At 60.3% G+C, this 26,514-nt stretch carries 19 protein-coding genes; 11 read left to right on the top strand and 8 right to left on the bottom strand.

The window, feature by feature from the left end; translation table 11 throughout:
- Nucleotides 1–3 precede the first annotated feature (3 nt).
- Nucleotides 4–309 carry a ribbon-helix-helix domain-containing protein gene (locus tag DDF78_RS10050; RefSeq protein ID WP_152581594.1) on the top strand — a complete coding sequence of 102 codons (306 nt, stop codon included), beginning with the start codon at nt 4–6 and terminating at the stop codon, nt 307–309.
- 257 nt (nt 310–566) lie between these two features.
- Here DDF78_RS10050 and DDF78_RS10055 read toward each other — a convergent pair whose 3' ends face one another.
- Nucleotides 567–1,325 (bottom strand): DUF4097 family beta strand repeat-containing protein, encoded by a 759-nt coding sequence (locus tag DDF78_RS10055; protein WP_152581595.1) that lies wholly within the window; start codon nt 1,323–1,325, stop codon nt 567–569.
- A 183-nt stretch (nt 1,326–1,508) separates the two neighbouring features.
- Here DDF78_RS10055 and DDF78_RS10060 point away from each other — a divergent pair, with 183 nt between their 5' ends.
- Together DDF78_RS10060 and DDF78_RS10065 are read left to right on the top strand one after the other, a co-directional pair.
- Nucleotides 1,509–2,096, top strand: coding sequence for a PadR family transcriptional regulator (locus tag DDF78_RS10060; protein ID WP_152581596.1), 588 nt, complete (start codon nt 1,509–1,511; stop codon nt 2,094–2,096).
- A gap of 157 nt (nt 2,097–2,253) precedes the next feature.
- The gene (locus tag DDF78_RS10065) at nt 2,254–3,051 is read left to right on the top strand and encodes an aspartate/glutamate racemase family protein (RefSeq protein WP_152581597.1); all 798 of its coding nucleotides are present in this window, start codon (nt 2,254–2,256) and stop codon (nt 3,049–3,051) included.
- Between the two features lie 68 nt (nt 3,052–3,119).
- Here DDF78_RS10065 and DDF78_RS10070 read toward each other — a convergent pair whose 3' ends face one another.
- Complete coding sequence (locus tag DDF78_RS10070; RefSeq protein WP_152581598.1) at nt 3,120–3,731, bottom strand: TetR/AcrR family transcriptional regulator; 612 nt, start codon at nt 3,729–3,731, stop codon at nt 3,120–3,122.
- 90 nt (nt 3,732–3,821) lie between these two features.
- On the opposite strand from DDF78_RS10070, the gene DDF78_RS10075 reads away from it, so the two are divergent.
- The gene (locus tag DDF78_RS10075) at nt 3,822–5,111 is read left to right on the top strand and encodes an alpha-amylase family protein (RefSeq protein WP_152581599.1); all 1,290 of its coding nucleotides are present in this window, start codon (nt 3,822–3,824) and stop codon (nt 5,109–5,111) included.
- 639 nt (nt 5,112–5,750) lie between these two features.
- On the opposite strand, the gene DDF78_RS10080 is transcribed toward DDF78_RS10075, so the two are convergent.
- The gene (locus DDF78_RS10080) at nt 5,751–6,572 is read right to left on the bottom strand and encodes a TetR/AcrR family transcriptional regulator (RefSeq protein ID WP_152581600.1); all 822 of its coding nucleotides are present in this window, start codon (nt 6,570–6,572) and stop codon (nt 5,751–5,753) included.
- Nucleotides 6,573–6,698: 126 nt separating this feature from the next.
- On the opposite strand from DDF78_RS10080, the gene DDF78_RS10085 reads away from it, so the two are divergent.
- Together DDF78_RS10085 and DDF78_RS10090 are read left to right on the top strand one after the other, a co-directional pair.
- Nucleotides 6,699–7,172, top strand: coding sequence for a flavodoxin family protein (locus DDF78_RS10085; RefSeq protein WP_152581601.1), 474 nt, complete (start codon nt 6,699–6,701; stop codon nt 7,170–7,172).
- A gap of 46 nt (nt 7,173–7,218) precedes the next feature.
- On the top strand, nt 7,219–7,665 hold the full coding sequence (locus DDF78_RS10090; RefSeq protein WP_152581602.1) for a GNAT family N-acetyltransferase: 447 nt from the start codon (nt 7,219–7,221) through the stop codon (nt 7,663–7,665).
- Between the two features lie 52 nt (nt 7,666–7,717).
- Here DDF78_RS10090 and DDF78_RS10095 read toward each other — a convergent pair whose 3' ends face one another.
- The 3 genes from DDF78_RS10095 to DDF78_RS10105 all read right to left on the bottom strand — a co-directional run bounded on the left by DDF78_RS10095 (nt 7,718) and on the right by DDF78_RS10105 (nt 13,372).
- The gene (locus DDF78_RS10095) at nt 7,718–8,815 is read right to left on the bottom strand and encodes a DUF4241 domain-containing protein (protein ID WP_152581603.1); all 1,098 of its coding nucleotides are present in this window, start codon (nt 8,813–8,815) and stop codon (nt 7,718–7,720) included.
- 117 nt (nt 8,816–8,932) lie between these two features.
- A complete protein-coding gene (locus DDF78_RS10100) occupies nt 8,933–9,850 on the bottom strand; it encodes an alpha/beta hydrolase (protein ID WP_152581631.1) in 918 nt (305 codons plus the stop codon).
- Between the two features lie 246 nt (nt 9,851–10,096).
- Complete coding sequence (locus DDF78_RS10105; RefSeq protein WP_152581604.1) at nt 10,097–13,372, bottom strand: heavy metal translocating P-type ATPase; 3,276 nt, start codon at nt 13,370–13,372, stop codon at nt 10,097–10,099.
- Nucleotides 13,373–14,096: 724 nt separating this feature from the next.
- On the opposite strand from DDF78_RS10105, the gene DDF78_RS10110 reads away from it, so the two are divergent.
- The 5 genes from DDF78_RS10110 to hypD all read left to right on the top strand — a co-directional run bounded on the left by DDF78_RS10110 (nt 14,097) and on the right by hypD (nt 24,167).
- Nucleotides 14,097–17,069: a YhgE/Pip domain-containing protein gene (locus tag DDF78_RS10110; RefSeq protein WP_152581605.1), complete on the top strand. Its 2,973-nt coding sequence runs from the start codon at nt 14,097–14,099 to the stop codon at nt 17,067–17,069.
- Entirely contained in the window at nt 17,066–19,432 is a 2,367-nt protein-coding gene (locus tag DDF78_RS10115; protein ID WP_152581606.1) for a YhgE/Pip domain-containing protein, read from the top strand. Before DDF78_RS10110 ends, DDF78_RS10115 begins: the two co-directional genes overlap by 4 nt.
- A 48-nt stretch (nt 19,433–19,480) precedes the next feature.
- A complete protein-coding gene (locus DDF78_RS10120; protein ID WP_162000810.1) occupies nt 19,481–20,188 on the top strand; it encodes a TetR/AcrR family transcriptional regulator in 708 nt (235 codons plus the stop codon).
- A gap of 305 nt (nt 20,189–20,493) precedes the next feature.
- A complete protein-coding gene (locus tag DDF78_RS10125; protein ID WP_202613268.1) occupies nt 20,494–21,267 on the top strand; it encodes a radical SAM protein in 774 nt (257 codons plus the stop codon).
- A gap of 410 nt (nt 21,268–21,677) precedes the next feature.
- Nucleotides 21,678–24,167, top strand: coding sequence for a trans-4-hydroxy-L-proline dehydratase (gene hypD, locus DDF78_RS10130; protein WP_202613269.1), 2,490 nt, complete (start codon nt 21,678–21,680; stop codon nt 24,165–24,167).
- Between the two features lie 300 nt (nt 24,168–24,467).
- On the opposite strand, the gene DDF78_RS10135 is transcribed toward hypD, so the two are convergent.
- The gene (locus DDF78_RS10135) at nt 24,468–25,646 is read right to left on the bottom strand and encodes a proline racemase family protein (RefSeq protein WP_152581608.1); all 1,179 of its coding nucleotides are present in this window, start codon (nt 25,644–25,646) and stop codon (nt 24,468–24,470) included.
- A 150-nt stretch (nt 25,647–25,796) separates the two neighbouring features.
- Nucleotides 25,797–26,375, bottom strand: a complete 579-nt coding sequence (locus tag DDF78_RS10140; RefSeq protein ID WP_152581609.1) for a TetR/AcrR family transcriptional regulator — start codon at nt 26,373–26,375, stop codon at nt 25,797–25,799.
- Between the last annotated feature and the right edge of the window lie 139 nt (nt 26,376–26,514).

Consider the following 26,514-nt stretch of genomic DNA (forward strand, 5'->3'; position numbering starts at 1 on the left):
ACGATGAACGACGATAACATTTGGCGCTGGGATGATACTAAAGCTGTCGATTCAGAAGGCGAGCAGGCCCAGAAGGAAATGGACGCACTGCTCATGAGGGCCACGGGTGCGAGAGACCCGGACGAAGCGGTGAACATGCTGCTAGGCCGCCCCCGCGCAGGCCAGCCTCATGAGGAGACCGTGCGACTTCAGGTGCGCGTGCCCGAATCATGGCAGAAAAGCCTTGACAGGCAGGCCAAAACAAAGCATCTGAGCCGGTCGGAATACCTCCGCCAACTGCTCGGAAAAGCCGCGATGCAAACGGCCTGACGAACAGAGCGGGTTTGCGGCGTTGCGGGTTTACCGTTGCTCGGCATCCGCTATGCAGTGTCTGTCATATGGACAGCGGGTCCGCAACGCCACAACCCACAAGTCCGCTCGTTCGACGGAATCTACGTGAGACGCTTCCCGCCAATTCACAGGCGTGTATCTCACGGAATATGTCGGAGATGCATTTCCGCCCTTATCGGCGAATCCTACGGTTCCACGGTCGCCAGTAACGGAAATAGGCATTCAGATCTTTCAAATCAGCGGATCTCCGCGGTTCCGTTGCTACAGATAACGGTTGCGTGCGGCGTGCCCAGCTTGCTGTCGGCGACGATTCCGCCATGCAGATAATGACTGCCGAAACGAATGCTGCCATTGCGAAGTTGGGCATCATAGCCGAATTCGGGCGGCATGCCGTGGATAGTAGCGCTGCCGTTGTCGCAATCGAGCGTGATATTGCCTAACCGGCCATGCCACCGGACACTTCCCGAATCGATACGAACAGATGACTCGCCCGCCGTCACCCGATTGAGCGCGCACGAGCCTCCCCCGATTTGCAGCGACAACTTCTGCGCTGCGACATTCTTGACAATCAGCCCCGCATGATCTGCTTCCAATCGCAAGGAATGAAGCCGTTCACGCACAGGAACCGTGATATCCAAATGCGGAAACCGCCACCAGCGCGCGGGGTCGAAACGCTCCCACGGTAACGTGATGTTCTCGACGATAATCAACTCCGCATCATACGAAACACGGAAATCCGCCGGGCTGCAGTGGCGAAAATGTACGATCAGCTTATCGTCTTCGTCGCCGGCGTGGATGGTCGCGCCCACTTGATGCAGCAGGATGCTGATATCGGCGCATTGCGGATTGAGGGCGAAGGTCTGTGTTGCGTTGTTTACAGAGTTGTTATTCAAAACAGTGTCGTTTGGGGTGGCGTCATCAAGAATTGCGTTCATAGTTGCCGTGACTCGATTCTTTCCGTCGCAGTTCGTTGCAGCCTGGCTTGCTTGATTCATATACAACGTTGCAATCTGACCGTTCGGAATTAATTAGTTAAATTTGACTAGTACAAATACTATACGCACTATACTGCTAAAATCACAAGTCCAGATACCGATATCGCACAGCGGCCGAACTCGACACGGGACGGCCACTGATAACGATCAGGCACACCATACGCATAAAAGAGGCAAGAACCATTGAGCGTTCAGACGACAAAGCTGCTGGTGCTCGGCGTTGTGCGCCTGCGCCAGCCGACATACGGATACGAAATCGAGCGGGAACTCACCTCGTGGAACGCCGACCAGTGGGCGGGCATCGCCCGTGGTTCGGTTTACAACCAGCTCAAAAGCCTCGTCCGAACCGGTCTGCTCGAATTCGATTCAGTCGCGAAAACCGGCAATATGCCAAGCAAAAACCTCTACCGAATCACGGAAAAGGGCAACACCGAATTCTTCAATCTGCTGCGCGCGATACTCGACAGCGACAAGCCGCAGCCGCTCGATATGCTCCCCGTCCTATGCTTCCTCCCCTCGCTCTCGAAGCAGGAAATCATCGACGCATGCCACCACCGCATCACCCGCATCACCTCGTTTCTGGATGCATTCGATGATCAGATGAAGCAGTGGTTCCCCGAGGATTCCAACACGCTGTATCTCGAAGAGATCTTCTGGCTCGAGCACGAGTCCTTCATCGCTGAAAAACGCTGGCTGGAAGCTTTTCTTGCCCGCATCAACGTCGGCCGATACCATTTCCGCGAAGACAGCGAGGCTGGGCACGACGAATGAGATCGAGTCAGGTTCGACGCCGATGCGCTGTTGCTGATTTCTGAAATGCCCGGATGCATTTTACCGCTGTGTTTCCGCTGCTTCCCACCAGCTGCTATTAAGCATTAAGAACCGAAGGGCGCGATTGGGCAAAAACGCGCGGTGATACACTGGCCGCATGAATGATGGCGATTCGCAATTGGCCTCAGCCGGAACTACTCCCGTGCCCGCAGGCGCGGCTGTGCCCACACCGTCCGTGCTGGCCGACGCCGCCCTCGGGCATATCGGCGTAGCGGGCGTGACGATTCCGGGCACGCTGCTATGCGTGCAGGAAATCGTGGCCGAATGCGCGCGTTTGCAGGGCCGCCCAGGCGCGCACCCGCGTATCACGATGACGAATCCGGAGCACGAGCGCAACGAGGCGCTGATGCTGGCCCACGACTGGGACGGTCTGACCGCGCTGATGCTCGAATCCGTGGGCGTGCTGGCACGGGCAGGTGCTGACTTCGTGGTAATCCCGTCGAATGCGCCGCATTTCGCCATCGACCGCATTCAGCAGGCGGCGACAATTCCGGTGGTGAGCATCGTGGCGGTGACGGTCGCCGAGTGCATGCGTCGCAGTTTCCGCACGGTGGGCGTGCTAGGCGTGAACACGACGGTCGAAGATGGCTTATACGATACGCCGCTCCGGGTGGCAGGCATGGTACCAGTGCGGCTTTCGACCGAGCGTCAGCACGAGTTGGATAAGTTGCTGCACGATGAGGTCATCAACGGCCCGCAGACGCCGACCACGCATGAGCATATGGTCAATCTCATCGGCGACCTGGTGGACGCTGGCTGTGACAGTTTCATCGCCGGCTGCACCGAGATCCCGGTGGTAATTACGAGCGAAGACGAGTCCCCGCTGCCGTTCGTCGACACGACGCGCTTGCTCGCCCATGTCGCCGCCCGTCGCGGACTCGGGCTGGAAAGCTAGCAATAAGGTTCAAAGGGAACAGGTTCATTGCCACTGTGCCGGAGACGTCTCTCTATGCAGACTGTGCCTTACGCACTCCAATCGCCTAGCGCGCCTTGGAGCGCGCCTAGGGCGGCATCGATGAGCGGCCATCGCTCGGCGTCGGGGCAGCCTTTGTCTACCCAGCGTAGGCAAGCGGCGTCGATGAAGCCGAAATAGCCCCACAAGGCATACCCGTGGCGCTCCTGGTCACTGGGGTCAAGCAGTCTGTCAAGACCCTGCACGTAGCGGCGGCGAGCGTCAGCACGCAGTTCGGCGGCAGCGGGCGGCTCGCCTCCCGGCTGGCGCATGGGCATGGCCCAGGCGTCCGGGTGGTGGGCGATGTGGTCGAGGTAGACTTCGGTCGCCGCCGCGATGCGATCGCGCACAGGAGTTCCAGTCGGCAGCACCTTGAGCGCGGCGGCCTGGCGACTCATAAGATCCGCTATGGCCAGCCGCACGACTTCGGCGTAGAGGTCCTCTTTGTTGGCGAAATAGCGGTAAACCAAGGCGTTCGAGGCGTCAGCATCGGCGGCGATCGAGGCGATGGTCACTTCGTTGTAGGGGTGCTCGGCGAAGGCGTTTGCCGCTGCATCCAGTATGGCACCGCGGCGGGAGTCGGGGTCGAGCCGGTGACGCGGCTTGCGGTCAATACGTGTCATGTTGACAGTCTACCGCTAGTGAACTACAGTCACTAATTGTTAGTAAACACAGTTCAGTAATAGGACGACTGGTGATCGGGAGGATGCCAAATGAGTGAAACAGCATCGCTGGCCGCGAGGAAATCGCAAACTCCAAAGTGGACCGAGCACGCAATCTGGTGGCACGTCTACCCGCCGGGATTCTGCGGAGCGCCGATACGCGACGCGGATATGACGCCCGTTCCGCGCTTGCGCAGGCTCACTAACTGGCTGGATTATGCGGTGAAGCTCGGGGCTTCGGGGCTGCTGCTAGGGCCGATTTTCGCCTCGCAGTCGCACGGCTACGATTCGCTGGACCAATTCCGCATCGACCCCAGGCTGGGAAACGACGCGGACTTCGACGCCTTCGTTGCCGCCTGCAAGGAACGCGGCCTGCGCATACTGCTCGACGGGGTGTTCAGCCATGTCGGCGCGCAACATCCCGACGTGCTCCAAGCCTTGGCCGAAGGACCGAACGGCCCGAAGGCCGGCTTGTTCGATATCGATTGGAATGCGCCGGGCGGGGCTGTTCCTCGGGTTTTCGAGGGGCACTCATCGCTCGTGCGGCTCAATCACGCCTCCGAGCAGGCCGCGGAATACACAACACAGGTGATGAATCATTGGCTGGCGCGAGGCATCGACGGATGGCGGCTCGACGCAGCCTACTCCGTCAGCACCGACTTCTGGGCGCGCGTCATTCCCGAAGTTCGGCGGCAATACCCCGATGCGTGGTTCCTTGGCGAAATGATTCACGGAGACTACAGTCGATTCGTCGCCGAATCCGGCGTCGATTCGGTCACCCAATACGAACTCTGGAAGGCGATCTGGTCGTCCATCAAGGACAAGAACCTCTTCGAGCTCGACTGGACGCTGACCCGCCACAACGAGTTTCTTGCCTCGTTCACGCCGAATACCTTCATCGGCAACCACGACGTGACCCGCATCGCCAGCACCCTCGGCCCCGACGGCGCAGTAACCGCGCTGGCCATCCTGCTCACGCTCGGCGGCATACCGTCGATATATTATGGCGACGAGCAGGGCCTCACCGGGATCAAGGAGCAGCGCCTCGGCGGCGATGACGCCGTGCGCCCAGAATTCCTTGAAACACCAGGCGAACTGCCAGCTCAGGCGCAAACCATCTACCGCGCTCATCAGGATCTCATCGGTCTGCGCCGCCGCAATCCCTGGCTCACGACCGCCACCACCACCAAGCTGCACCTCGACAACAAGCGCTATCGCTACCGCAGCACGGCAGCCGACACGAACGCCTATCTCGATGTCGACATCGACCTCACCACAGTGCCTTCAGCGACCATAGCTGATCCCAGCGGGCAGGTTTTGTGGAAGCAGGACCGGGTGTAGTCCGCGAGCAGCGGACGAGGCAGGCTATACAGCTCGATTAGCATTGAGTCCTCATGGCATCACGCAAGACAGTAAACGGCAATCGTTCCCGAGCGCACAGTCTCGTGCGCTCAAAGATCGGCGGCGGATACGCCGCAAAGCGACGGCCTTTGCTTTGCGCATTTCGCCTAAATTCCTGACGCGCTATTAGCTTTATCATGCTACACTTGGTACTTGAACATTGAAGTACCAATATCAAAGTGAAGGATGACATTATGCACATCGACTTTTCGGATCCTCACGTCTGGGATGCAAGCCCCGTGGTTTGGCTGTTCGTCATTGCTATGGGAATTGTGTTTCTCGTAGCGCTCATAGCGGCAATATGGGCCGCACTGCGGAAAAACCGCGACGCGAAGCAGCAAGGAACGCTGCGTTGGCGGCTGAATCTCGCAACGTGGGGCGGATGGCTTGTGCTGCCCCTGCTCCTCGCCGCGTACCCTTGGCACGGTTCAGCTACGTCGATACGAGGGTTCTTCCTAGTACTGTCAATCGTCTCGCTCGTGATGCTTGTGCGAGTATGGCGCTGGCCCGCAATCAGTCGTTGAATGCCAGTCGCCAACAAGTAACAGCCGAATCAGCGAATCAGACCATCAAAAAAAATCAGAACAAGTCCGCCGTGCCGTTCAACGTCGCCCTGATCGAGTCAATGCGACTATCATCCCACAAGACCGTCGGGTCGTTTTCGAAGCAGTAGGCGACAATCGCCGCGGCACCGCGCGAAGCAAGACTGCTGCTGCGCGAGGGGCTGTCCGCACGATTGCGCAGCACCAGACCGCGTATCAGGGCGATGAGCAGGTCGGCGACGTCATCCAGCGTCATATCGAGCTGCCCGCGCAACCGAATGCCGAACATATTCATCAGCAACGCATAATTCGCGACAAGCCGCTCCCGGTAGCGTTTTTCGGCATTGCCGATTTCCTGCTGGGCGATTTCCTTCACATCGCTGTCGGGCAGGCTCATCGTCAGGCTGGTCAGCGCGAAATAAGTGCGCCACTGCCCCGCCAGCGCCGCCGTGTGCTCAAAGTCCGGAGTCGTGGCGGATACGACGAGGCTGATGATGAGCTGCCAGCGGGCGTCGGCATCTCGCAGCTCCCCTATCCGTGGCAGCAATGATTCCTTGAGTTGACTGGTCGCCTCGGCACCTTGGGTGTTTTGCGTCGGAAGCGCTTCTTTGGCCAGCTCCACGATAAGATCGCCGATGAACTGGTCTTTCTGCGGCCAGAGCCGATAGAAGGCAGTGCGGGAAATCTCCGCCTCGCGGATGACATCCTCCATGCTCAGATGCTCCAACCCAAGCGGCAGGCCATTCTCGCGAATTTCGGCAACGGTCGTGCGCAGTGCGGCTTCCCGCGTCTGTGCCTCGCTCATACGAGGCCGCCGATTGCCGATTCTGGCGCGTTCGCGTCGCTGCCCGGTTTCCATTCGTCTGCCTCCCGATAATCGCCTTTGGCTATACGTCTACAAACATGCTACACTTTGTAATTGGACATTGAAGTACCAAATTCACACTACTTATTGAAAATACTGATTGAATTGAAACGAGGAATCATGAAAGCTCTTATCGTCATCGAATCGTGCTTCGGCAATACCGAGCAGATTGCCCAAGCCATTGTCGCAGGCCTGCGCTCTCGCGACATCGAAGCTGCTGTCGTGCAGGCAAACCAATCACCGAAAATCGACGATATTGAACTCCTTATCATCGGAGCGCCAACGCATAGCCTCGGTCTGCCAAAGCCTGCGACCAGGCGTCAGGCCAACGCCAAAGGCGGCCACGCCGAGGAATCAGGCGTATCGGAATGGCTTGACGCGCTGGCGAAATTGCAAGGCCGCCGCGTCGCCGCATTCGCCACCGTTACGGGAGGACGCTTCACGGGATCGGCGGCGCGCGCGATAGCCAAGAAAATGCGCCGTCATTCGGCTGATGTCGTCGCATGCGAGGATTTCCTTGTCAGTGGCACGCAGGGCCCGATTGCTGACGGCGAACTTACGCGCGCCGAGCAGTGGGGCGCTGCGCTGATCTGAGCAGCGCCTCGAAGGCGCTCGAACCGCGTGGGGTATCATCGAGCGAATGGGCAATCACCCTATCGAAGAGCGCACCCTCACAGACCCCGAACTCAACCAACTGCTGCGCGACGCAGTGGAGGAACTGGCTCGGCGCTATGGTTTTGAAGAGTTCCCGGAGGTGACGCCGGGCGCCACATATTGTGTCGCGCTGGCGGACAACGGGCATGCATGCGCATGCGGCGCGCTCCAATCCACCGAAGAAAATGGCCTCGGAGAAATCAAGCGCATCTTCACGCAGCCTCAATTCCGGGGTCACGGGTACGCCCGAGCCATGATGAAGCGAATGGAAGAACTGGCCCGCAGCAAAGGATTCACGCGTTTGCGACTGCAGACCGGAAACCGTCAACCTGAGGCAATCGAGCTGTACACCGCGACCGGGTGGACCCAGTGCGAGGCATACGGCGAATACGTCGGCGACACCTTCAGCGTCTGCTTCATGCGGAATCTGTAGCCGCTTGGAAGGCAGCATTCATATGTAGTAGGCGAAGCTGCGGCCTCTCCCGTCACAAAGCCGGGCCATCTTCTTCTGCGGGAAGCATAATAAAATCGACGACAAGCTGCGCAAGATTTCCATGCGCGTCGAGTCCCCAATACGCCGGATAATAGCCGTCGCCGTTCCCAGAATCACAGGCGAAACCAGTGTCCGACGCCCCAGGCGAGAATTGGATGGCTGCCGGTCTTGGCACCTTATTGATCGATTCCTCTGCTATCGCCTTGTCACGCGGAGTCATAGCGGCATAGGCTGGATAATCTACGATACATATGCACCCGGCATCCACAGGGACGACCTCGCCTGGATCATTCACTAGCGCGGCTGGGTGCCACGAGACTGGGATTTCCTCGCTCAATCGCACCCTCACGGCCGCATTGCGCTTGGCCACGGTCACCCGATCGATTGGATACGTTCCCGGTTCGACCATACGTGCAAGAGGTCGCGCATCATCATTGTCCCACCCGAAATCCCACACCGTAAGCATGCCACTGCTCGTGACAAGCGTCCCTATCGACTCAACTCGCGTCTGCGCCGTCTCCCCACTCCCATAGCGCACTTCATGATTCGTGAAGGTGCGATTCTCATCGAGCGCTGCGTCGCTTTCAGCAAGCGGCCCGAGAGGCGCATCCGGCGAACAGCCGCGAACACGCTCCGCGATGGTCATACCATCCACGAAAGGCTGAACCGGGTCATCGTAATAGGTGAAAATGTTAAGAATCTTGAATCCGTCATTGCGCCTTTGCAAGACATACTCATGGAATTTCTCAAGCGGCCCCTCCACCCGATTAAGCACGTAAGCAGCATCGCCTTGCTCTTCTGACCGGACAAATCGCTCGACCTGCGTCCCATAGTCTGGCGGAGTAGAGAAGCTTCCGCTGAGGTTTTGCGACGAATCGGCGAAATATCGTTGCGTCGTCTGCCCCATCAAATCGCGCCACAATTCGAAAGGATCGGAATCGTTTCGGGTCGTTCTCTTTTCCTCGAACGCCGGACTGGCAATCTGCCACTGCGCCTCGTACTCGCGCTGAAACTGCTGCACAAACAGTTCAGCGGGAGTAGTCGGCTCTACGACGTTGTGCGGTTTCGCTCTTTTCCAGAATTTCCACATGCCGACCACCCTACTGCATATTGCCCGCTAGCACTTCATCTCGCCGAGTAGCCTCCCGCAAGTCGCAAACGAACGTCCGCCTTTTACACAGCTATCGATGTCAACGAAGACCCTGCGCTACTTCGGCGCATTGCTGTGCTCTGCTATGAACTCGCTGATGATGTCGAGCACGCGCTGGCTCCAAAAGTCGTGCTCGTGGTCGGCTCCATCGACCAGCACGAGATGCGCGGCATTGCCGTTCTCAATCAGCCTGTCGCACATCTTGACCGACTGCTGGTACGGCACCACGCGGTCGCCGGTGCCATGCAGCAACAGCATAGGCGGGTAGCGCCGCCCCGGTTCCACCTGCAAATAGGGACTCATATCCGCTGCGCGCCGGCGCACCTCATCGGTGATTCCCGTCTGCGGCGTGGCACCGAGCACGGCTGCGAGCGGGCCTGCGTAGTACAGCCGAAAAGCCTCATTTTCCTGCCCGAACGCTTCAACCGCCTCGGTCAGATCAGTGGGAGGGAAGCAGGCGACCACGTAGTTGACCGCATCGCTCACGCCGGGATTCGTGCCATCCTCGTAGCGCGGATCGTCGGCGGTCAGCCCGATGAGCAGCGCGGTGTTGCCACCCGAAGATGTGCCCCAGATACCGATACGGTCGGCATCAACCTGCCACTCGTCGGCATGGGCGCGCAGGAAGCGCACCGCCGACTTCGCGTCTTCGAGATATGCCGGGAACACATACTCCGGGTTGCGAGACGCGTCGCGATGGTTCACTGTAGCGACCACATATCCCTCGCGAGCCAGCTGGGAAAGCTGCGCAATCTCCGTGTCGCGGTCTGGCGTGGTCCACGCGCTGCCTTGCACGAACACCACGGCCGGGTATCGCCGCGCGTCGTCATCGCCAAACGACTGCGGCGCAATGATATCCATCACCAAATGATCGGCACCGGTTTTGTACGCCACATCACAAGTCAATCGCGCCATCTTCGCCAGCGTCGGATTCGATGGCACACGGACAGCGGAGGACTCGGCAGGAGATGGCATCGGCGTTGGGCGAGCGGATAGGTTCCCCAGCTTCGCCTCAGCGCCATCCGATACGGATACATTGCGCTCCGGCTGATCTGCGTGACTATCATGCATATCGTGTTCCATACGCTTTGCCTACCTCCGATACGGGCCTAGACCGCTTTGTACCACTCAACTCATGCCAATAGTACCGTCCGAGACATGAAAAGCGCGAGACTGACACCTTAGTGTCAATCCCGCGCATTCATATGAATCAGTCCATCTTCACTTGACGAAACTGGCCGGATCCTTATCGAAGCTGGCGGCGCAACCTGGGTTGCAGAAGTAGTAGGTCGTGCCGTTGTAGTCGCGTGTGTCGGAGGCGTCGGCGGGGTCGATGGTCATACCGCAGACCGGGTCGGTGACCTTTGCTGGCGCCTCGATTTGGGTCTCGGAGCCAACGGGCGGCTGGACTTCGGACAGCTCAGGTGATTGGGCCGTTTGGGGCTGTTCCATCGTCGGCGACATCTGGGACTTCTGAGTTGCAGGTGCCGAATCGGCATCATCCGGGCCGCAGCATGCGCAATGCTTGTTATCCATGGTCATGGTGCCGTGGCGGTGGTCGGCAGCGGGCGAACCAGCGGAGCTGGTCGAGGCGGCGTGGCAGCAGTCGTCATCATGATGCATATGGTCCGTATCCATATGATTCATATGATGATGCATCTCACGGGAATCCGTTCCAGTGGCGGAATGATGCTCCGACTTTTCGCCCGAAGATATGCCCGAAGCTACGTTCGAGTCAGCACCCGAAGCTGCATGCTGTTGTTCGATTTTGACCGGACGGAATCCGCGCAGGCGGTTGGCGTTGATGACGACCGAGAGCGAGGAGAAGGCCATGGCAGCTCCGGCGATCATCGGGTTGAGCAGCAGCCCGGTGAACGGGTACAGCACGCCGGCGGCGACCGGGATACCCAAGCCGTTGTAGCCGAAGGCGAACCAGAGGTTCTGCACGATGTTGCGCATCGTGGCCTTCGACAGGTCGTAGGCAGTCACGAGTCCGCTCAGCTCGCCGGAGATCAGCGTGATATCCGAGGACTCGATGGCGATATCAGTGCCGGTACCGATGGCGATGCCCACGTCCGCTGCGGCAAGCGCAGGCGCGTCGTTGATGCCGTCGCCGACCATCGCGACCTTGTGCCCCTGCGCCTTGAGCCTGGTCACGACGCCACCTTTATCCTGCGGCTTCACGCCAGACTCGACCTGCTCAATACCGATCTGACGGGCGACGGCCCGCGCGGTGATATCGTTGTCGCCGGTCACCATCACCACGTCAAGCCCGCGCTGCTGCAAAGCCGTTATAGCCCCAGCAGAACCTGGCTTGATCGCATCAGCAACGGCCAGCACCGCGGTGAGTCGGCCATCGACCGCCAATAGCACCGGCGTCGCGCCTGAAGCGGCGAAACGAGTGGCAGCCTGCTCGGCAGCAGTTACATTGTCGACATTCGCATGCCGCAGATAGTCGGCGTTCCCGACCATGATGTCACGATTGTCAATACGCGCCGAAACGCCGCCGCCCGCATCCGATGAGAAGGATTCGGCGTGCAGCAGTGTCAGCTGATGATCGCGAGCGCCGTGCACGATGGCCTGAGCGAGCGGATGTTCCGACGATTGTTCGGCGCTGGCGGCCAAGGTGAGAAGCCGGTTGCGCGAATCGCTATCCGCTTCATCTGCTTCATCCTTTTCGTCAGCCCCCGAAATCACCTGCATATCGGTCAGACTTGGCTGGCCGGCCGTGATGGTTCCGGTCTTGTCGAGGATGATCATGTCGATCTTGTGCATGGTCTCAAGTGCCTGCGCCGAACGAATCAGGACGCCGTTCTGCGCGGCCTTGCCGGTGCCGATGGTCACCGAAAGCGGTGTGGCGATGCCGAGCGCACAGGGGCAGGCGATGACCAGCACCGACACTGCGGCGACCAAGGCATGGACCCCTTGCGGAGCCGGGCCGAACGCCCACCAGGCCACGAAGGTCCAGATGGCGATGAGGAAGACCGCCGGCACGAAGTATCTCGCGATGCGATCGGCCATGCGCTGGATTGGCGCCTTGGAGGTTTGCGCCCGGCGCACCAGTTCGATGATCTGCGAGAGCATCGTGTCCGCGCCGACCTTGGTCGCCCGGAATCGCAAGGCTCCCGAGCCGTTAACCGTCGCGCCGGTCACGGCGTCGCCGACCGTTTTGCGCGCGGGCAGCGGCTCGCCGGTCACCATCGATTCGTCGATGGCGGACTCCCCCGTGACCACGACGCCGTCGACCGGCAGCTTCTCGCCCGGCCGGATGACGACGATATCGCCCACGCGCACGTCATCGACGGAGATGTCCTGCGTTTGCGTGGATTCGATGGCGGATTGCACCGATTGCCCGGATTGCGCCGCTTCGAGCACGCCTCTATCCACAATCCGCGCGGTCTTGGGTTTCAGCCCGATCAGCCCACGAATCGCCTCACCCGTGCCCAGCCGAGCCTTGGCCTCAAGCAACTGACCGACGAGCATCAGCGCGATAATCGTGCCGACCGCCTCGAAATACGGCTCGCGCGAACTTACTGGCAGTAATTGCGGCGCAACGGTCACGACCACGCTGAACAGATAGGAGGCTGCAGTACCGAGCGCCACCAATGAGTTCATTTCGGGCGAGCGGTGGAGCAGTGAGGTCCAGCCGATGCGGTGGATGGGCCAGCCGGAGTAGAACATCACCGGAGTGATGAGCACGAGTTGGATCCACGGACTCATATGGAACACCATGAACATCGTGGCGACGAACACCGGCAGCGTCAGCACGACGGCGACAATCAGCCTGCGCCATAAATCGCGTATCTCCGTGCGCCGCGCGGCGTCGGAACGTTCCTGCTCGTCAGGTGAGGCAGCGGAACGGGGTGAATCGACTGCGCTGACCGCACTGGGCGTATCGAGTGAGTCGGGTGAGCCAGCTGAAACATGACTCAGCTGTGCTTTGCCTTGCGCCTGAGGAGCACGTGACACATGGCAGTCGCCCGGAACAAGAGTCCACGTTTCAGTTTCACCTGTGGCATCGCTTACGTCAGCTTCGCGCATTTCGTCAGCAGTACTCTTTTCGCCGCTCGCATTCCCCGCCGCAGACTCGCTATCAGACTCATTCGTATCGCACACGATGAGCTTGCCGTGCAGCATATTCATACCGCAGGCGAACTCGTACTCGCCCGGATGCTCGGGCGTGAACTCGACCGGCGTCGTTTCAAAGGCCGGCAGCGTCCTGTCGATGCCGAAATCCGAGAAGACCACATGCGAAGAGCATTCGCCGCTTTCGCGCCGGTCGAACATCAGCCGCACCGGAGTCCCCGCCCGCACGGCAATCGTCGAAGGCGAATAGCCGCCTTTGACCACCACACTAATCTGTTGTACGCCGCCATCGCCTACCCCAGCTTGCGTCGCCGGCGCATCCTTGCGCGGCAGCAGCAACAGCCACACAATCGCCACGGTGAGCAGCACCGCCACAGCCACCACCGCAATCGTTCCCATCATCGGTGTCATCACTCCTCCTCTACCTTCCTTCGCACAGGCACGGCATCACATAGGCAACCCACCATGCAGCCGCCTGCGCACATTCGCATTCCCGCATCGCTAAGTGCAGATACGCCCAGCGAACCATTTCAGCGCGTCGCGCCCTGCATTTTCACATTCCTTATTATACCCTATGGGGGTATATTTACAGACCTAGAATATACCGACGCGGGCTGCCCCGCAATCGCTCAGGCCCTCAGCGAACACGGCCGCGCTATCAGCCCCACGAATCGTTCTTGCAAGGCGCGATTCCTCTCGCACGAACCTATCTTCGTTATGTGAGGCGTTAACTTGACCTTGCGGAGGTCTATCTGCGTTATGTGAGGCGCTATTTCTCGGAGAGTCGGGTATCGACGGCCAGAAACAGCCATTTTCAGGCGGTGCTGCTTGGGGTGCCGCAAGATTAGCGCCTCACATAACGCAGATAGACCTCCGCAGCACCCCAATAACGCCTCACACAAGCGAGATACATGCGCCGCAGCCGAACGATTCACGACTTCGGCTATTGCACCCGCCTCTTATTGAGCCGACAGCGTCATCCTTGGCGTAAGTTGTCGCAAAGTTTTATTACGCTACTAGATTCGTAGCGCTACGATATCCGTGTCGTTATAGAATGACACAGCCAGACATATAGACACCCCAAATTAGCCAGACAACCAACATCCCACATCCCCGAAAGGACCACGCACCCAGCATGAGCAACGTCTTCGCCATTTTCCGCCGCGACTTGATGCGGCTGCTGCGCGTGCCTGCGGCGTGGGTGATCCTGTTTGGGCTCATATTCCTGCCGCCGCTGTACGCCTGGTTCAACATCATCGGGTTCTGGAATCCGTATGGCAACACGCACGGCATCCATGTGGCGGTGGCGAACGAGGACCAGGGCGCAGACAACGAGGTGATGGGGCGCATCGAGCTTGGCGATCAGATCGTCAGCCAGCTCAAAACCGACAACACGCTCGGGTGGCGCTTCGTGAGCCAGCCCGAGGCCATGCGCCAGGTCTATTCGGGCGATAGCTACGCGGCGATCATCATCCCGAAGGATTTCAGCAGGCAGATCAGCGGCATCACGACAGGGGCGGCCACTAAGCCGTCAACAACCACAGGGTCGAAATCACAGCCTGCAACAAATTCAAAGTCAACGACGGGGACATCATCGCGCCCAACGCTCGAATACTACGTCAACGAGAAAAAGAACGGCATCGCGACGAAAATCACCGACACCGGCGCGAATACCGTCGACCGGCAGGTCAATGATGCCTTCGTATCAGCGGTCAGCAAGGCCATAACCTCGGCGACGAACAATGCGGCCGGCGCTATCAACGCGCAGACCGACAGCACCACGAATCAGACGCTGCACGATTTGCGCACTGCCAAGCAGGATATAACCGACATCAGAGCCGTCATCGCTCATCTGCGCGCCACGCTCGCCGCAACCCCGCAGCAGACCCAAAGCGCGCGCGCCGCACTGCAATCGGCCGATTCGGCAGGAAAGCAGGCCGGGTCCAGCCTGCAGAACGCGTCGAAACTGATTGGCGAGACGCAAAACACGGTCGGCGGATTGCTCGCTTCATCCTCCACAAGCCTCGATCAGGGTTCGTCGCTACTCGCACAGGCCAGCGGGCAGACCAATCTCACGGTTTCCTCGCTTGCCGCACAGCTCACCCAGGCGAACGGCAAGGTCGCCACGGCGCTGGACACCGCAACAGCCCTGAACACGAGCAACGCGCAGCTTATTGCTGATCTCAAGCAGCTGCAGCAGGACTCGGGCGTGCAGGGCACGGACGGTATCATCGCCAAATTGCAGGAGCAGAACACGGCGCTGAGCAATTCCATCAACGGCCTCTCGCAGCTCAACACGGACACCGGCAACACCGTCACCGACACTGCGAATTCTTCGAAAGCCCTGAATTCCGCCACACAGGCCACATTGAACGACTTCAGCAAGGCGCGTGGCAGCTTGGTATCCGGCACGCTGCCGAATCTGAACAATTCGCTGACCTCGCTGGCCGGCTCCGCCAACGATTTGGGAGCGGGTCTTAGCACTCAAGGAGCGCTGATCGCGCAGGCGAATGTGGTGCTCAATCAGCTCGATCAGGCGATTTCCACCGCCGACTCCTCGCTGGCGGATACGGACGCCGGCTTGGGCGGCCTTTCGACACGGCTCGATACGCTGATTGTCGACCTCGGAACCCTCGACAGCTCGAATCTGCTCGCTGACGTACTCGGTGATGCCGGACTCGGCGGTGCAAATGGCACGACCGGTGCGAACGCGCTCGGTCCCAACGGCCAGCTCGACGCCGGCGCCATCGCCTCGTTCATGCTCTCCCCCACCCTGCTCAACACGCAGATCGTTTACCCGGTCAACTCCTACGGCTCGGGCATGGCCCCGCTGTTCACAAGCTTGTCGCTGTGGGTCGGGGCGTTCATGCTCGTTCTGCTCATCAAGCTCGAAGTCGACGACGAAGGTCTCGGCGCGCGCAAACCGACGCTGAATCAGCGCTACTGGGGCCGCTGGATGCTGCTGGCGCTCGTCGCCGCGATGCAGGGGCTGGTGACGGCAATCGGCAACCTCATCATCGGCGTGCAGAGCGTGAATGACTTCGCCTTCGTCGTCACGAGCCTTATCACCTCGCTGGTGTACGTGAGCATCGCGTACGCGCTGTCGGTTTCGTTCATGCATATCGGCAAGGTGCTGTGGATCGTGCTGGTGATGGTGCAGATACCCGGCTCTTCGGGCATGTATCCGATCGAACTGCTGCCCGGGTTTTTCCGGGCCATGAGCCCCTTCCTCCCCTTCACGCACGCCGTCAACGCGCAGCGCGAGACGATCGGCGGCTTCTACGATGGGCATTGGGCGGCCGACATCTTCCGCCTGCTGCTGTTCGCCGTCGCGGCCTTCCTGCTCGGTTTGGTGGCTCGCCCGCATCTGATCACGCTCAACCGGCTTGCGGCGAAGGAAATCGCGCAAAGCGACATGATCGTGAGCGAGCCGGTGATGTCGCACGGCCGCGAATACCGGCTTTCGCAGGCCATCGGCGTGCTGGCCGACAAGACAGAATACCGCGCGATGATCGAACGCAGAGCTGCCCGGTTCGCCGAGCTCTACCCCCGGCTTCGCCACGGCGCATTGGTCGCCGGGCTGGTGATTCCGCTGGTGCTGGCCGTGACCTTCTCGCTGACCACCGGCACAAAACTCGTCGCGCTGGCCGCTTGGCTCATTTATTTGTTGCTCATCGTGCAATTCCTCATGGCCATCGAACTCATGCGCGACAGCCTCGAACGCCAGCTGCGGCTGGGCACGCTCAGCGACGAGCGCGTGCGGGGCATCGTGCGCGAATACGCCGCGTCGAGGTGGCACTACGGGACGCATGCGCGGGGTGACGACACGAGTGCAAGTGCCGGCGCTGACGCTGGTGCTGGTCTTGTCAGCGGTATCGCCGGGGCTGCAGTGCTTATTTCAGGCGCGGCTGACGAGGCTGACGGAGTTGGCGAGGCTGACGGCGGCGGTAATGGCAGCGACACCAGCGATATCGAGCAAACCCAGCAGCTTCCTGCGCTGCATGACGCCGCACCGAGCAATGATGACGGGCACCCTGCTAAACGCGATACCAACACCGCCAAACCAATCCACGACCCGACCCACGAAGAAAGGGGGCACACGGCATGACCATGATAGGAAAGCTGTTCGTCGACGACGTGCGCCACCTGCTCAGCACCGTCGTGACCATCGTGATCACCGTCGGACTCGTGATGATACCGGGTCTGTTCGCCTGGTTTAACATCGCGGCCAGTTGGGATCCCTTCGGCAACACCAAAAGCCTCAAAGTCGCCATCGCGAACACCGACGCGGGCTATTCGAGCGACAATCTGCCGATAACCGTGAACGTCGGCGACCAGGTCGTAAGCGAGCTGCGGGCCAATACGGAGCTTGACTGGGCTTTCACCAGCAAGGACGAGGCCATCAACGGCACGAAATCCGGCAAATACTATGCGGCGGTCATTATCCCGAAGGATTTCAGCGCCACCATGCTGACCTTCTTCTCGCCGGGCGCCAAGCATCCTAAGCTCACCTATGTCACCAACGAGAAGCTCAACGCGGTCGCGCCGAAGCTCACCGGGGAAGGCGCCGACCAGATTGCGGCCGAAGTCAATACGACCTTCTCCACGACGCTAACCGGCACGGCGCTGCGCCTCGCCAGAACCGTCGTCAAACAGCTTGACGCCCCACAGGCCCAGCAGCGGCTCGGGAATTTCAGCGGCAATGTGACCGATCTTGCCAACCAGCTGAACGACACAGCCTCCATGCTGCACGCCTACCGCGCGATGCTCGACGCCTCGGGATCGCTGCTCACCAGCTCCGACCAATTGCTTGCCGCCACGGCAGACAGCGCTTCCAAAGCCGGCAATCAGCTCAAAAAGGCCCGCAGCTCGGTCGGCGATATCAACTCGGCGCTGTCAGCAAGTGCGGCAACGCTATCCGGGGCGCTATCGGCCAGCGGCTCCAGCTTTAACGCGGTCAACGGTTCCATCGACAAGACCTTTGCTGATGCTTCGGCGAGCGCAGGCGATGTGTCGGCCGGTTTGCGCCGGCAGTCCACAGCCGTGCAGCACCAGCTCGACCAGTATGGCGCGCTGCGCGATGCCGTGCAGCAGCTCGCCAACGCGACGCCTGAATCTTCGCCAGCCCATGCCCAGCTTGAACACGTTGCAGACGGTCTGCAGACCGTTATCGACCGGCTCACCGCGCTGCGCGATTCGCTCAATGGCGCAGCCAACGACGTGGATGCCAAAAACTCTGATGTCGCCGGGCAGCGAGCGCGGATCAAGCAGCTGTCATCGCAGGCCTCGTCAACCATTGACGGCGTGCACGCAGATGTAGACGGCACGCTCAAACCGCAAATCGCCAGCATCGCCGCAAGCCTGAATGACGCGGCATCCACGCTGGATACGAATTCCGGAGCATTGCAAGGCGCGGTCGACTCGCTGCACAGCACCGCCACGTCAGCCGACGCCGACATGGCCAGCATCAAGAAGGTGCTCGATTCGATGGCCGATCTGCTCACCGGTACGAGCAAGACGCTGTCCGAGTTCAGCGGCAAGCTCAGCGCTGCCTTGTCCAGCGGCGATATGCAGGCCGTGCGACGGCTGCTCAGCCAGGACCCCGCGACGCTGGCCTCGGCGCTGGCCGCCCCGGTGCAGCTGGAACGCAAGGCCGTGTTCCCCGTGGAGAATTTCGGCACCGCGATGACGCCGTTCTACACCATCATCCCGCTGTGGGTGGGTGCGCTGCTCGCTGTACTGATGCTGAAAACCGGGGTGTCGCGCCAGCGGCAGCAGGCTTTGCTGGATGCTGCGCGCGGAGGCAAAGGCGGCAAACGAGGTAAGGCGCGGGGTACCGGTGCCGGTTCTGACGCTGGCGATGGTACCGGCAAATCAGGCGATAACACATATGACGCCAGCCATGCCAGCCGAGCCATGCATGCTGTCGCCCCCGGCACCGCAGCAGACGAAACGGAGGGACAGCGGCTCAAGCCGCATCAGCTTTTCCTCGGCCACTTCGGCATTTTCGCCCTGATCGCACTGGCGCAAAGCACCTTCTCCTGCGCCGGAACCCTGCTGTTCCTGCGCGTGCACGCCGCGCACCCGTGGCTGTTCATGCTCTGCGGCTGGACGAGCTCACTGGTGTTCATGTTCTTCATCTACACCGTGCTGGTGAGCTTCGGCAACGTCGGCAAAGCGATAATCGTCATCGTGCTCGTCATGCAGGTCTCCGGCACCGGCGGCGCATACCCGCTGCAGGTCGTGCCCGGCTTCATCCAGAACTTAAGCCCCTTCCTGCCGGCCTTCCACGCAATCGAGGCCACACGCGCCGCTGTCGCGGGCATCTACATGAACGATTTGTTCCAGCAGCTCGGCATCGTGCTGATATACGCTGCCGCGATGCTGCCTGTCGGCCTGCTCCTGCGCAAGCCGCTGGTGCGCTTCAATCGCTGGGTCGAACGGCAGACATCCAGCACGAAGGTGCTGTGAGTTATGCGTGTATTGAACGAGAATTCAAAGATCAAGGAAGGAGACACCATGAAACGCAGCAACGACGCGGCGTTTGCTGACACAGCAGCTATTCGCGCAACCGATACGGCAGCAAGTGCAACGTCCGGCATGGCGCTAGCGCTATCGACATCGGCGCATGCAGCAGACGGCGCGACCACGGACTCCGCTTCCCACGATGCTCCGACTGCCGGCAAGCGCGGCAGGAGGATGCGCGCGGAAACCGACCGCAAGATACTGCAGGCATGTTTGCAAATCGCCATCACGCAGGGCATCGGCGCAGTCAGCATCGAGGAGGTGGCAAAGCGCAGCGGCGTGGCCAAAACCACGATTTACCGCCGATATCGCAACTCCGAGGACATGCTTGCGCAGGTGCAGACCCTGGAATTCGGCTGCACCCCGGAGCTGGCGGAGCTCAGCGCCACACACCCGAATCTGCAGCTCATGCTCGAACGCATCGTGCAGCATTTCAGCTCGCAAATCGGCATCGAGGCCGTCGGGATGGTGCTCTCCACGCGCAACCGCTATTTCAGCCGCATCGTCGAACAGGCGATTCTGCCCGAACGCCGACGTTTCGCCGATTTCCTGCATCGCGGCGAACGCGCCGGCGTGCTGCGAAGCGGACTGGACGCCGCATTCCTCTTCAACACCATCATCGGCTCGATGATCGCCAGCCAGGCGCTGCCGCTGCAGAGTACCAGCATGGCCGACCTCATCTGGCCTGCCATCGCCGCATAGCCGCATAGCCGGGCAGCCACCCCGCGCGACATGCCCGATAGCCCATACACAAGTCGGGCTATAGCGATTTTCGACCGTTGAAAACCCGCCAATCCTAAAAGCTATCGCCCGACTTGAGCACCTTAATCCGGGCGTGTCGCGGTGAGATATTGGATTGGCATGCCCGACGACCGCCCCCGGCCCTTACGAAATACTGCGGAAACATAACCATCATCTTGCACAAACAGAACGCATTCTAGAATGAAGGCGTTCTTAAGACATATGCCCCGAAACGACAAGATCGAAACGCAGGAAGGAGGGGCCGCATGATACCGAATATCTTCAATATCCAGCATTTTTCGACGCATGACGGCCCCGGCATCCGCACGACGATCTTCTTCAAAGGCTGCCCGCTGCGCTGCGCGTGGTGCCATAACCCCGAAAGCCAGTTGTTCACGCCCGAAATCATGGTGGACGAGAACGGTGTGCGCGAAGTGGTGGGCCGCGAGTATTCCGTTGATGAGCTGATCGAGGATGTCACCGCGGACGAGATGATCTACGACCAGTCGGGCGGCGGCGTCACGCTTTCGGGCGGCGAAGTGCTCTCCCAGGATCGCGGCTTCATTCTCGAACTCGTCCGCAGGCTTGCGGATCGGGAGATCAGCATCGGCATCGACACCTGCGGCGTGGCCCCCACGCGCATGATCGAAGACATCTGCGATGACGCCGATTTCTTCCTCTACGATCTCAAATTCATCAGCAATGCGCTGCACAAGCAGCATACGGGCGGCTCGAACCACCTGGTGCTGCGCAATCTCGAAGTGCTTTCGCGCCGCCAGGCCCGCATCGTCCTGCGGCTGATCATGCTGCCGGGCATCAACATGGACGAGGACACCATCGAGCGCACCATGCTCTGGCTGCGCACCCACGACATCGCCATCGAGCAGATCGATCTGCTGCCCTACCACACCTATGGCATGAACAAATACGCCAAACTCGGCCGCGAAGTCGAGTATTTCGAAGTGCCGCAGGAGGATGAGCTCGCGGGCGTCAAAACCCAGATCGAACGCTTCTATGACAACGTGACGATAGGAGGATGAGCCATATGCGCACAGCACCATTCGCCCGCAACCGCTCCAAAGGCCATCCGGGTGCCCGAAGCGGCGCGGAGACCATCAGCAGACGCTGAGATTCTCTTCTTTGCGCAGGCGCGCTGCTCGCCGCCTGCACATATCAATCGCTCGGTCAGTCGCAAAAGTTTCTATTGACTTTTGACTTTCACTGACCTCTGCATACGTTTCCTTTATATTGGAAAACCGTGGCAGCTGACCGTACGAGGCTTCGTTCCCATACGTGACATGTGCAATATCGACAGCGCAGCATCACCGGTATGTCGTTAGCACCGCTATCGCCACTGCCACCGCACTTCATAATGTTCCAGCGTTTTCCATCAACCAATCGCCACCACGCACCACATCGCAACCATAGAAACCAACCAAACGAGGCAATCATGACCGCTACGCAAACAGCACCAGCACCATTCATCGCAACCAGAAAACCCAAGGAATCCAGCGCCGCATCCGACACAACATCCAGCATGGAACCCAGCGAATCCGGCCGCTACGAGCGCGGCTCGACCCCGCGCACCAAACGATTGCGGCAGCTGAGCGAATCCACGCATCCCTCGATCTCGCTGGAACGCGCGCTTATCGAAACTGAGGTCTACCAGCGCTACGAGGGCAAGGTTCCCGCGCCCGTCCTACGCGGGATGTTCTTCAAAACCCTGATGCAGCGGCGCACCTTGTATTTGGGCGACGACGAGCTGATCGTCGGTGAGAAGGGCGTCGGCCCGCAGTCCGCGCCGACTTTCCCCGAGCTGTGCTGCCACACCCTGACCGATTTCGACAATATGAACAATCGCGAGCACGTTTCGTTCTCCGTCACCGAGCAGGACAGGGAGACGCAGCGCGACATCATCATCCCGTTCTGGTACGAGCGCGCGACCATGACGAAGATGCTCGCGAAGCTGCCCGAGCAGTGGCATCTGCTGTTCGACGGCGGCATGTTCACCGAATTCATGGCGCAGCGCGGTCCGGGCCACACCGTGGCCGACGGCAAGATCTATGGCAAGGGCTATCTGGACTTCATCGATGACATCGACGCGCGCTTAAGCCAGCTCGATTTCAACAGCGATATGCAGGCCGGCGCCAAACGCGACGAACTCGAAGGCATGCGCCTGGTATGCGAAGGCATGCTGATTCTGGGCCAGCGCTACGCCGAACTGGCGCGCAGCACGGCCGCCGAATGCGCCGACGCCGACCCGAAACGTGCGGCCGAACTACTCGACATCGCGGCGGTGTGCGACGTGGTCCCCGCCCACGCGCCGCGCACTTTCCGCCAGGCGCTGCAGATGTACTGGTTCACGCATGTGGGCGTCACCAGCGAGATGAACAACTGGGACTCCTACTCCCCCGGCAAGCTCGACCAGCATCTCGAACCGTTCTACAAGGCCGAAATCGCCAACGGCTCGCTCACCCGCGACGCCGCGCAGGAGCTGCTGGAATGCCTGTGGGTGAAGTTCAACAACCAGCCTGCACCGCCGAAGGTCGGCATCACGCTCAAGGAATCCGCGACCTACACCGATTTCTGCAATATCAACACCGGCGCGCTGCGACCCGACGGCACCAGCGGCGTATCGGAGGTCAGCTACCTGATTCTCGATACTATGGACGAGATGAAGCTGCTGCAGCCCAGCTCCAACGTGCAGATATCGCGCAAAAGCCCCGAGCACTTCCTGCACAAGGCCTGCGAGGTCTCGCGCAAGGGCTGGGGCCAGCCGGCGTTCTACAATTCCGAGGCCCTCATCCAGGAGCTGCTCACTATGGGCAAGTCGCTGGAAGACGCCCGCGAATCCGGCATCGCCTCGGGCTGTGTGGAAACGGGAACCGCAGGCAAGGAAGCCTACGTGCTCACCGGCTATCTCAACGTGCCGAAGGCGCTGGAGCTGGTCATGACGCGCGGATACGACCATTACAGCGGCAAGAAGATCGGCATCGATGTGGGCGACCCGCGCGACTTCAGCGATTACCAGCAGCTCTATGACGCCTTCGAGCGCGAGCTGCGCTATGTGGTCGACGTCAAGGTGGCCGGCAACAACCTGATCGAGCGGCTGTTCATGGACACGATGCCCGTCCCGCTGCTGTCCGTGATCACCGACGACTGCATCGCTTCGGCGAAGGACTACAACTGCGGCGGCGCGCGCTACAACACCAGCTACATCCAATGCGTCGGCATCGCGACCGTCACCGACTCCTTGGCGGTGTTCAAAAAGCAGGTGTTCGATAGCGGCGCGGCGACCATGTCCCAGGTGATTGACGCCTGCGAGGCCGACTTCGACGGCTACGACGAGCTGCATGAGCTGGCGTTCAACCAGACGCCGAAATACGGCAACGATGACGAATATGCGGACGATATTCTGCGCAGCGTGGACCGCAGTCTACAGAGCATCGTAGCCGGGCGGCCCACGCCGAAGGGCTCCAAGACGATTGTCGAATTCCTGCCCACGACCTGCCACGTGTACTTCGGCCAGACGATGATCGCCTCGCCGAACGGCCGCCACGCCGGCATTCCACTCCCTGACGGTATCTCGCCCGAAAAGGGTGCCGACCGCCGGGGCCCGACCGCAGTGATCCGATCGGCCGCGAAGCTCAATCAGCTCAAAACCGGCGGCGCGCTACTCAATCAGAAGTTCACGCCTTCAGTGGCAGCTGGCAAGAAAGGCATTCTGGGCATGTCCGCGCTGATTCGCACCTACTTCGCCATGGACGGTCACCATTTGCAGTTCAACGTGATCGACCGCGCCACGCTGCTCGACGCCCAGCTGCATCCGGAGGACTACACGGATCTCATCGTGCGCGTGGCCGGCTACAGCGACTATTTCAACAACCTTGACAAGGCCCTGCAGGATGAGATCATCGCCCGCACCGAGCAGGAGTTGTAGGGCTAGAACTGGGACCATAGGAGCGGCACTGACTTGCGCCGCGAATGACAAACGTGGGTTTGCTCGCTCTTCATTGCGCGAGCAAACCCACAAATCCACGCGGGTCATAGGTCAAAAGGAAAAAGTTAAGAAAATCCCCGGGGTTTCATGATGTTTCGCATGAGTGACTTACCGAGGCATTACTAGCAGTATAGCCACATGTCACAGGAAAGTCAGTCTCGCTCCGCACAGGTTTGCAATAAGGGCTGGTGCCATATCCGGGAAACTCCACGCTCAGCTACACTGTCGAAACCCGACCGTCTACACCAGGAAGCCTTCGGGGTAGATGTCGTCCTCGTCGAGGACGTAGGTGCTGACGCCGGTGGTGTAGGCCTTGCCGGTGATGCGCGGGATGACCGCGTCGTATTGGGCGACTGCGGTGCGCCTGACCGGCTCGCCGAGGAAGGTCGAGCCGGTGATTGAGGAGAACACGCCGCGTTCACCGAAGTCGATGGCACCGGAGTCCACAAGCGTGGCCAGTTTGGCGCTGGTTCCCGTGCCGCAGGGCGAACGATCAACCTGCAGCTCGCCGAACACCACGCCGTTGCGGTAATAGTGCTGCTTGTTGGGCGAAACGCTGCCGAACTCGACCAGGTCGACGCCGGAGATATCAACCAGCGGATGCTTCACCTCGCATTGCTCGCGTGCTGCAGCCAGAATCGCCATGCCCAGGTCCGCCACTTTGCGCGAGTTCGCCAGCGTGATGTCCAAGCCCAAGGCGTCCGCGTCGACCAGCGCGAAGAAGTTCCCACCGAAGGCGATGGTCGTCCTGACCTCTGGCACGCCGGGCACGTCAAGTTCCAGGGTCACATCGCGCAGCGCCACGAAGGAGGGCACGTTGGTCAGCGTCGCTCCAGTCACCTTGCCTTCGTGCACATGCACGCAGACGGTCACCAGCCCGGCCGGCGTATCGAGGCGCACGTCGATGTCGTCGTTGCGAATCTCGGCGAACGAGTCGTATTTGCCAGTAACAAGACCGGATTCGACGGCGAAGGTGCCCACGCCTATCGACCCGTGGCCGCACATATTCGAGAAGCCCTCGCTGTGCGAATACACGACGCCCAGATCGGCGTCCGGGCGTGTCGGCGGGAAGAGGAAAGCGCCGAACATATCGCGATGCCCGCGCGGCTCAAGCATGAGCAGCCGGCGAATCGAATCGCACTGCTCTTCGAGGCGGTTCCTCACGGCGATGGCGTTCAGCTCGTGCAGCTCTGGCAGCCCGCCCACGACGATGCGCGTCGGCTCGCCCTGCGTATGCGATTCGACTGTGACGATGCGCGGCCGCCCGGCGAGCGACTTGCTCCCAAGCAGAGAGCGGGCCGCAGACCCCGTCGCGTTATAAAACGAGCCGCGCTGAGCCGCTGCCACGGATTGCGCAGATGAAACTGGCGAAGCGGGTAAAACAGATGAAACAGATGGAATGGTGCTTGTTGTCGTCATGGCTCCTCCTCAGGATGCCTCGGATGCCGGTTGCGCGCACCGCCAACCAACCAGAACCAAGCAAGTCCCAAACAAGGCCAGGCAAAGTAAGCAAGCGGGTGGCGGCGTCCAGGCACTCCATCCCGCAGCGAGGAGAAAGAGCGTCCGGATTTACGGCTGTATCACAAATAGGTCGAGCACCCGGGCCACGATTCTGGTGGGTTCCCCGACAAGAGGCTGGGCGCCTTGGTACAGGCACCAGTCATAGAGCATGGAGCGTTCGGCCATCGCATAGAAGCGGACGATGTCGTGCACGGAGGTCGCGCGGGTTATCTCGCCCTTGTCCTGCCCTTCCGCCACGAGCTTGCGGTGGATGGCGAAGTAGTACCGCTCCTGATCCATCAGCGACCGGTCGCCGCGCGGGTTGAGCTGCGAGGCGAGCTGGGCCCGCAGCAGATCAACGGGCACGTTCTGCTCGATGAAGGTGAACAGCTGCACATTCAGCGTCTTGATCTGCTCCACGATGCTGATATCCGGCGACAGCTTCGTTTCGAGTTCGCGGTACTTGTCGTCAAGCACGTCGCTCAATGTGCCTAGCAGCATCGCCTTGCCCTGAAAATGATGGTAGAACGTTCCTTTTGCTATGCCCGCGCGTTCGATAATCTCATCCACCGTGGTTTTTTCGAAGCCCTTGGCCCGAAATAGCTCCCACGAGGCGTGGATGATATCCGCTCTTGCATCGCGCTGCATACATGGCTCCCACCATTCGACATAAGTCCTTAAGCACTATAGCTCAGAAGGCGAATGGCGGAAGTTACCATATCCTGCCGCGCTGTGGCATCATCCAAGATTGGCGAGGCTGGCGCGACTAGCGGGACCACTGGCAGCA

The sequence above is a fragment of the Bifidobacterium tibiigranuli genome, assembly GCF_009371885.1.
Lineage (GTDB): Bacteria > Actinomycetota > Actinomycetes > Actinomycetales > Bifidobacteriaceae > Bifidobacterium > Bifidobacterium tibiigranuli.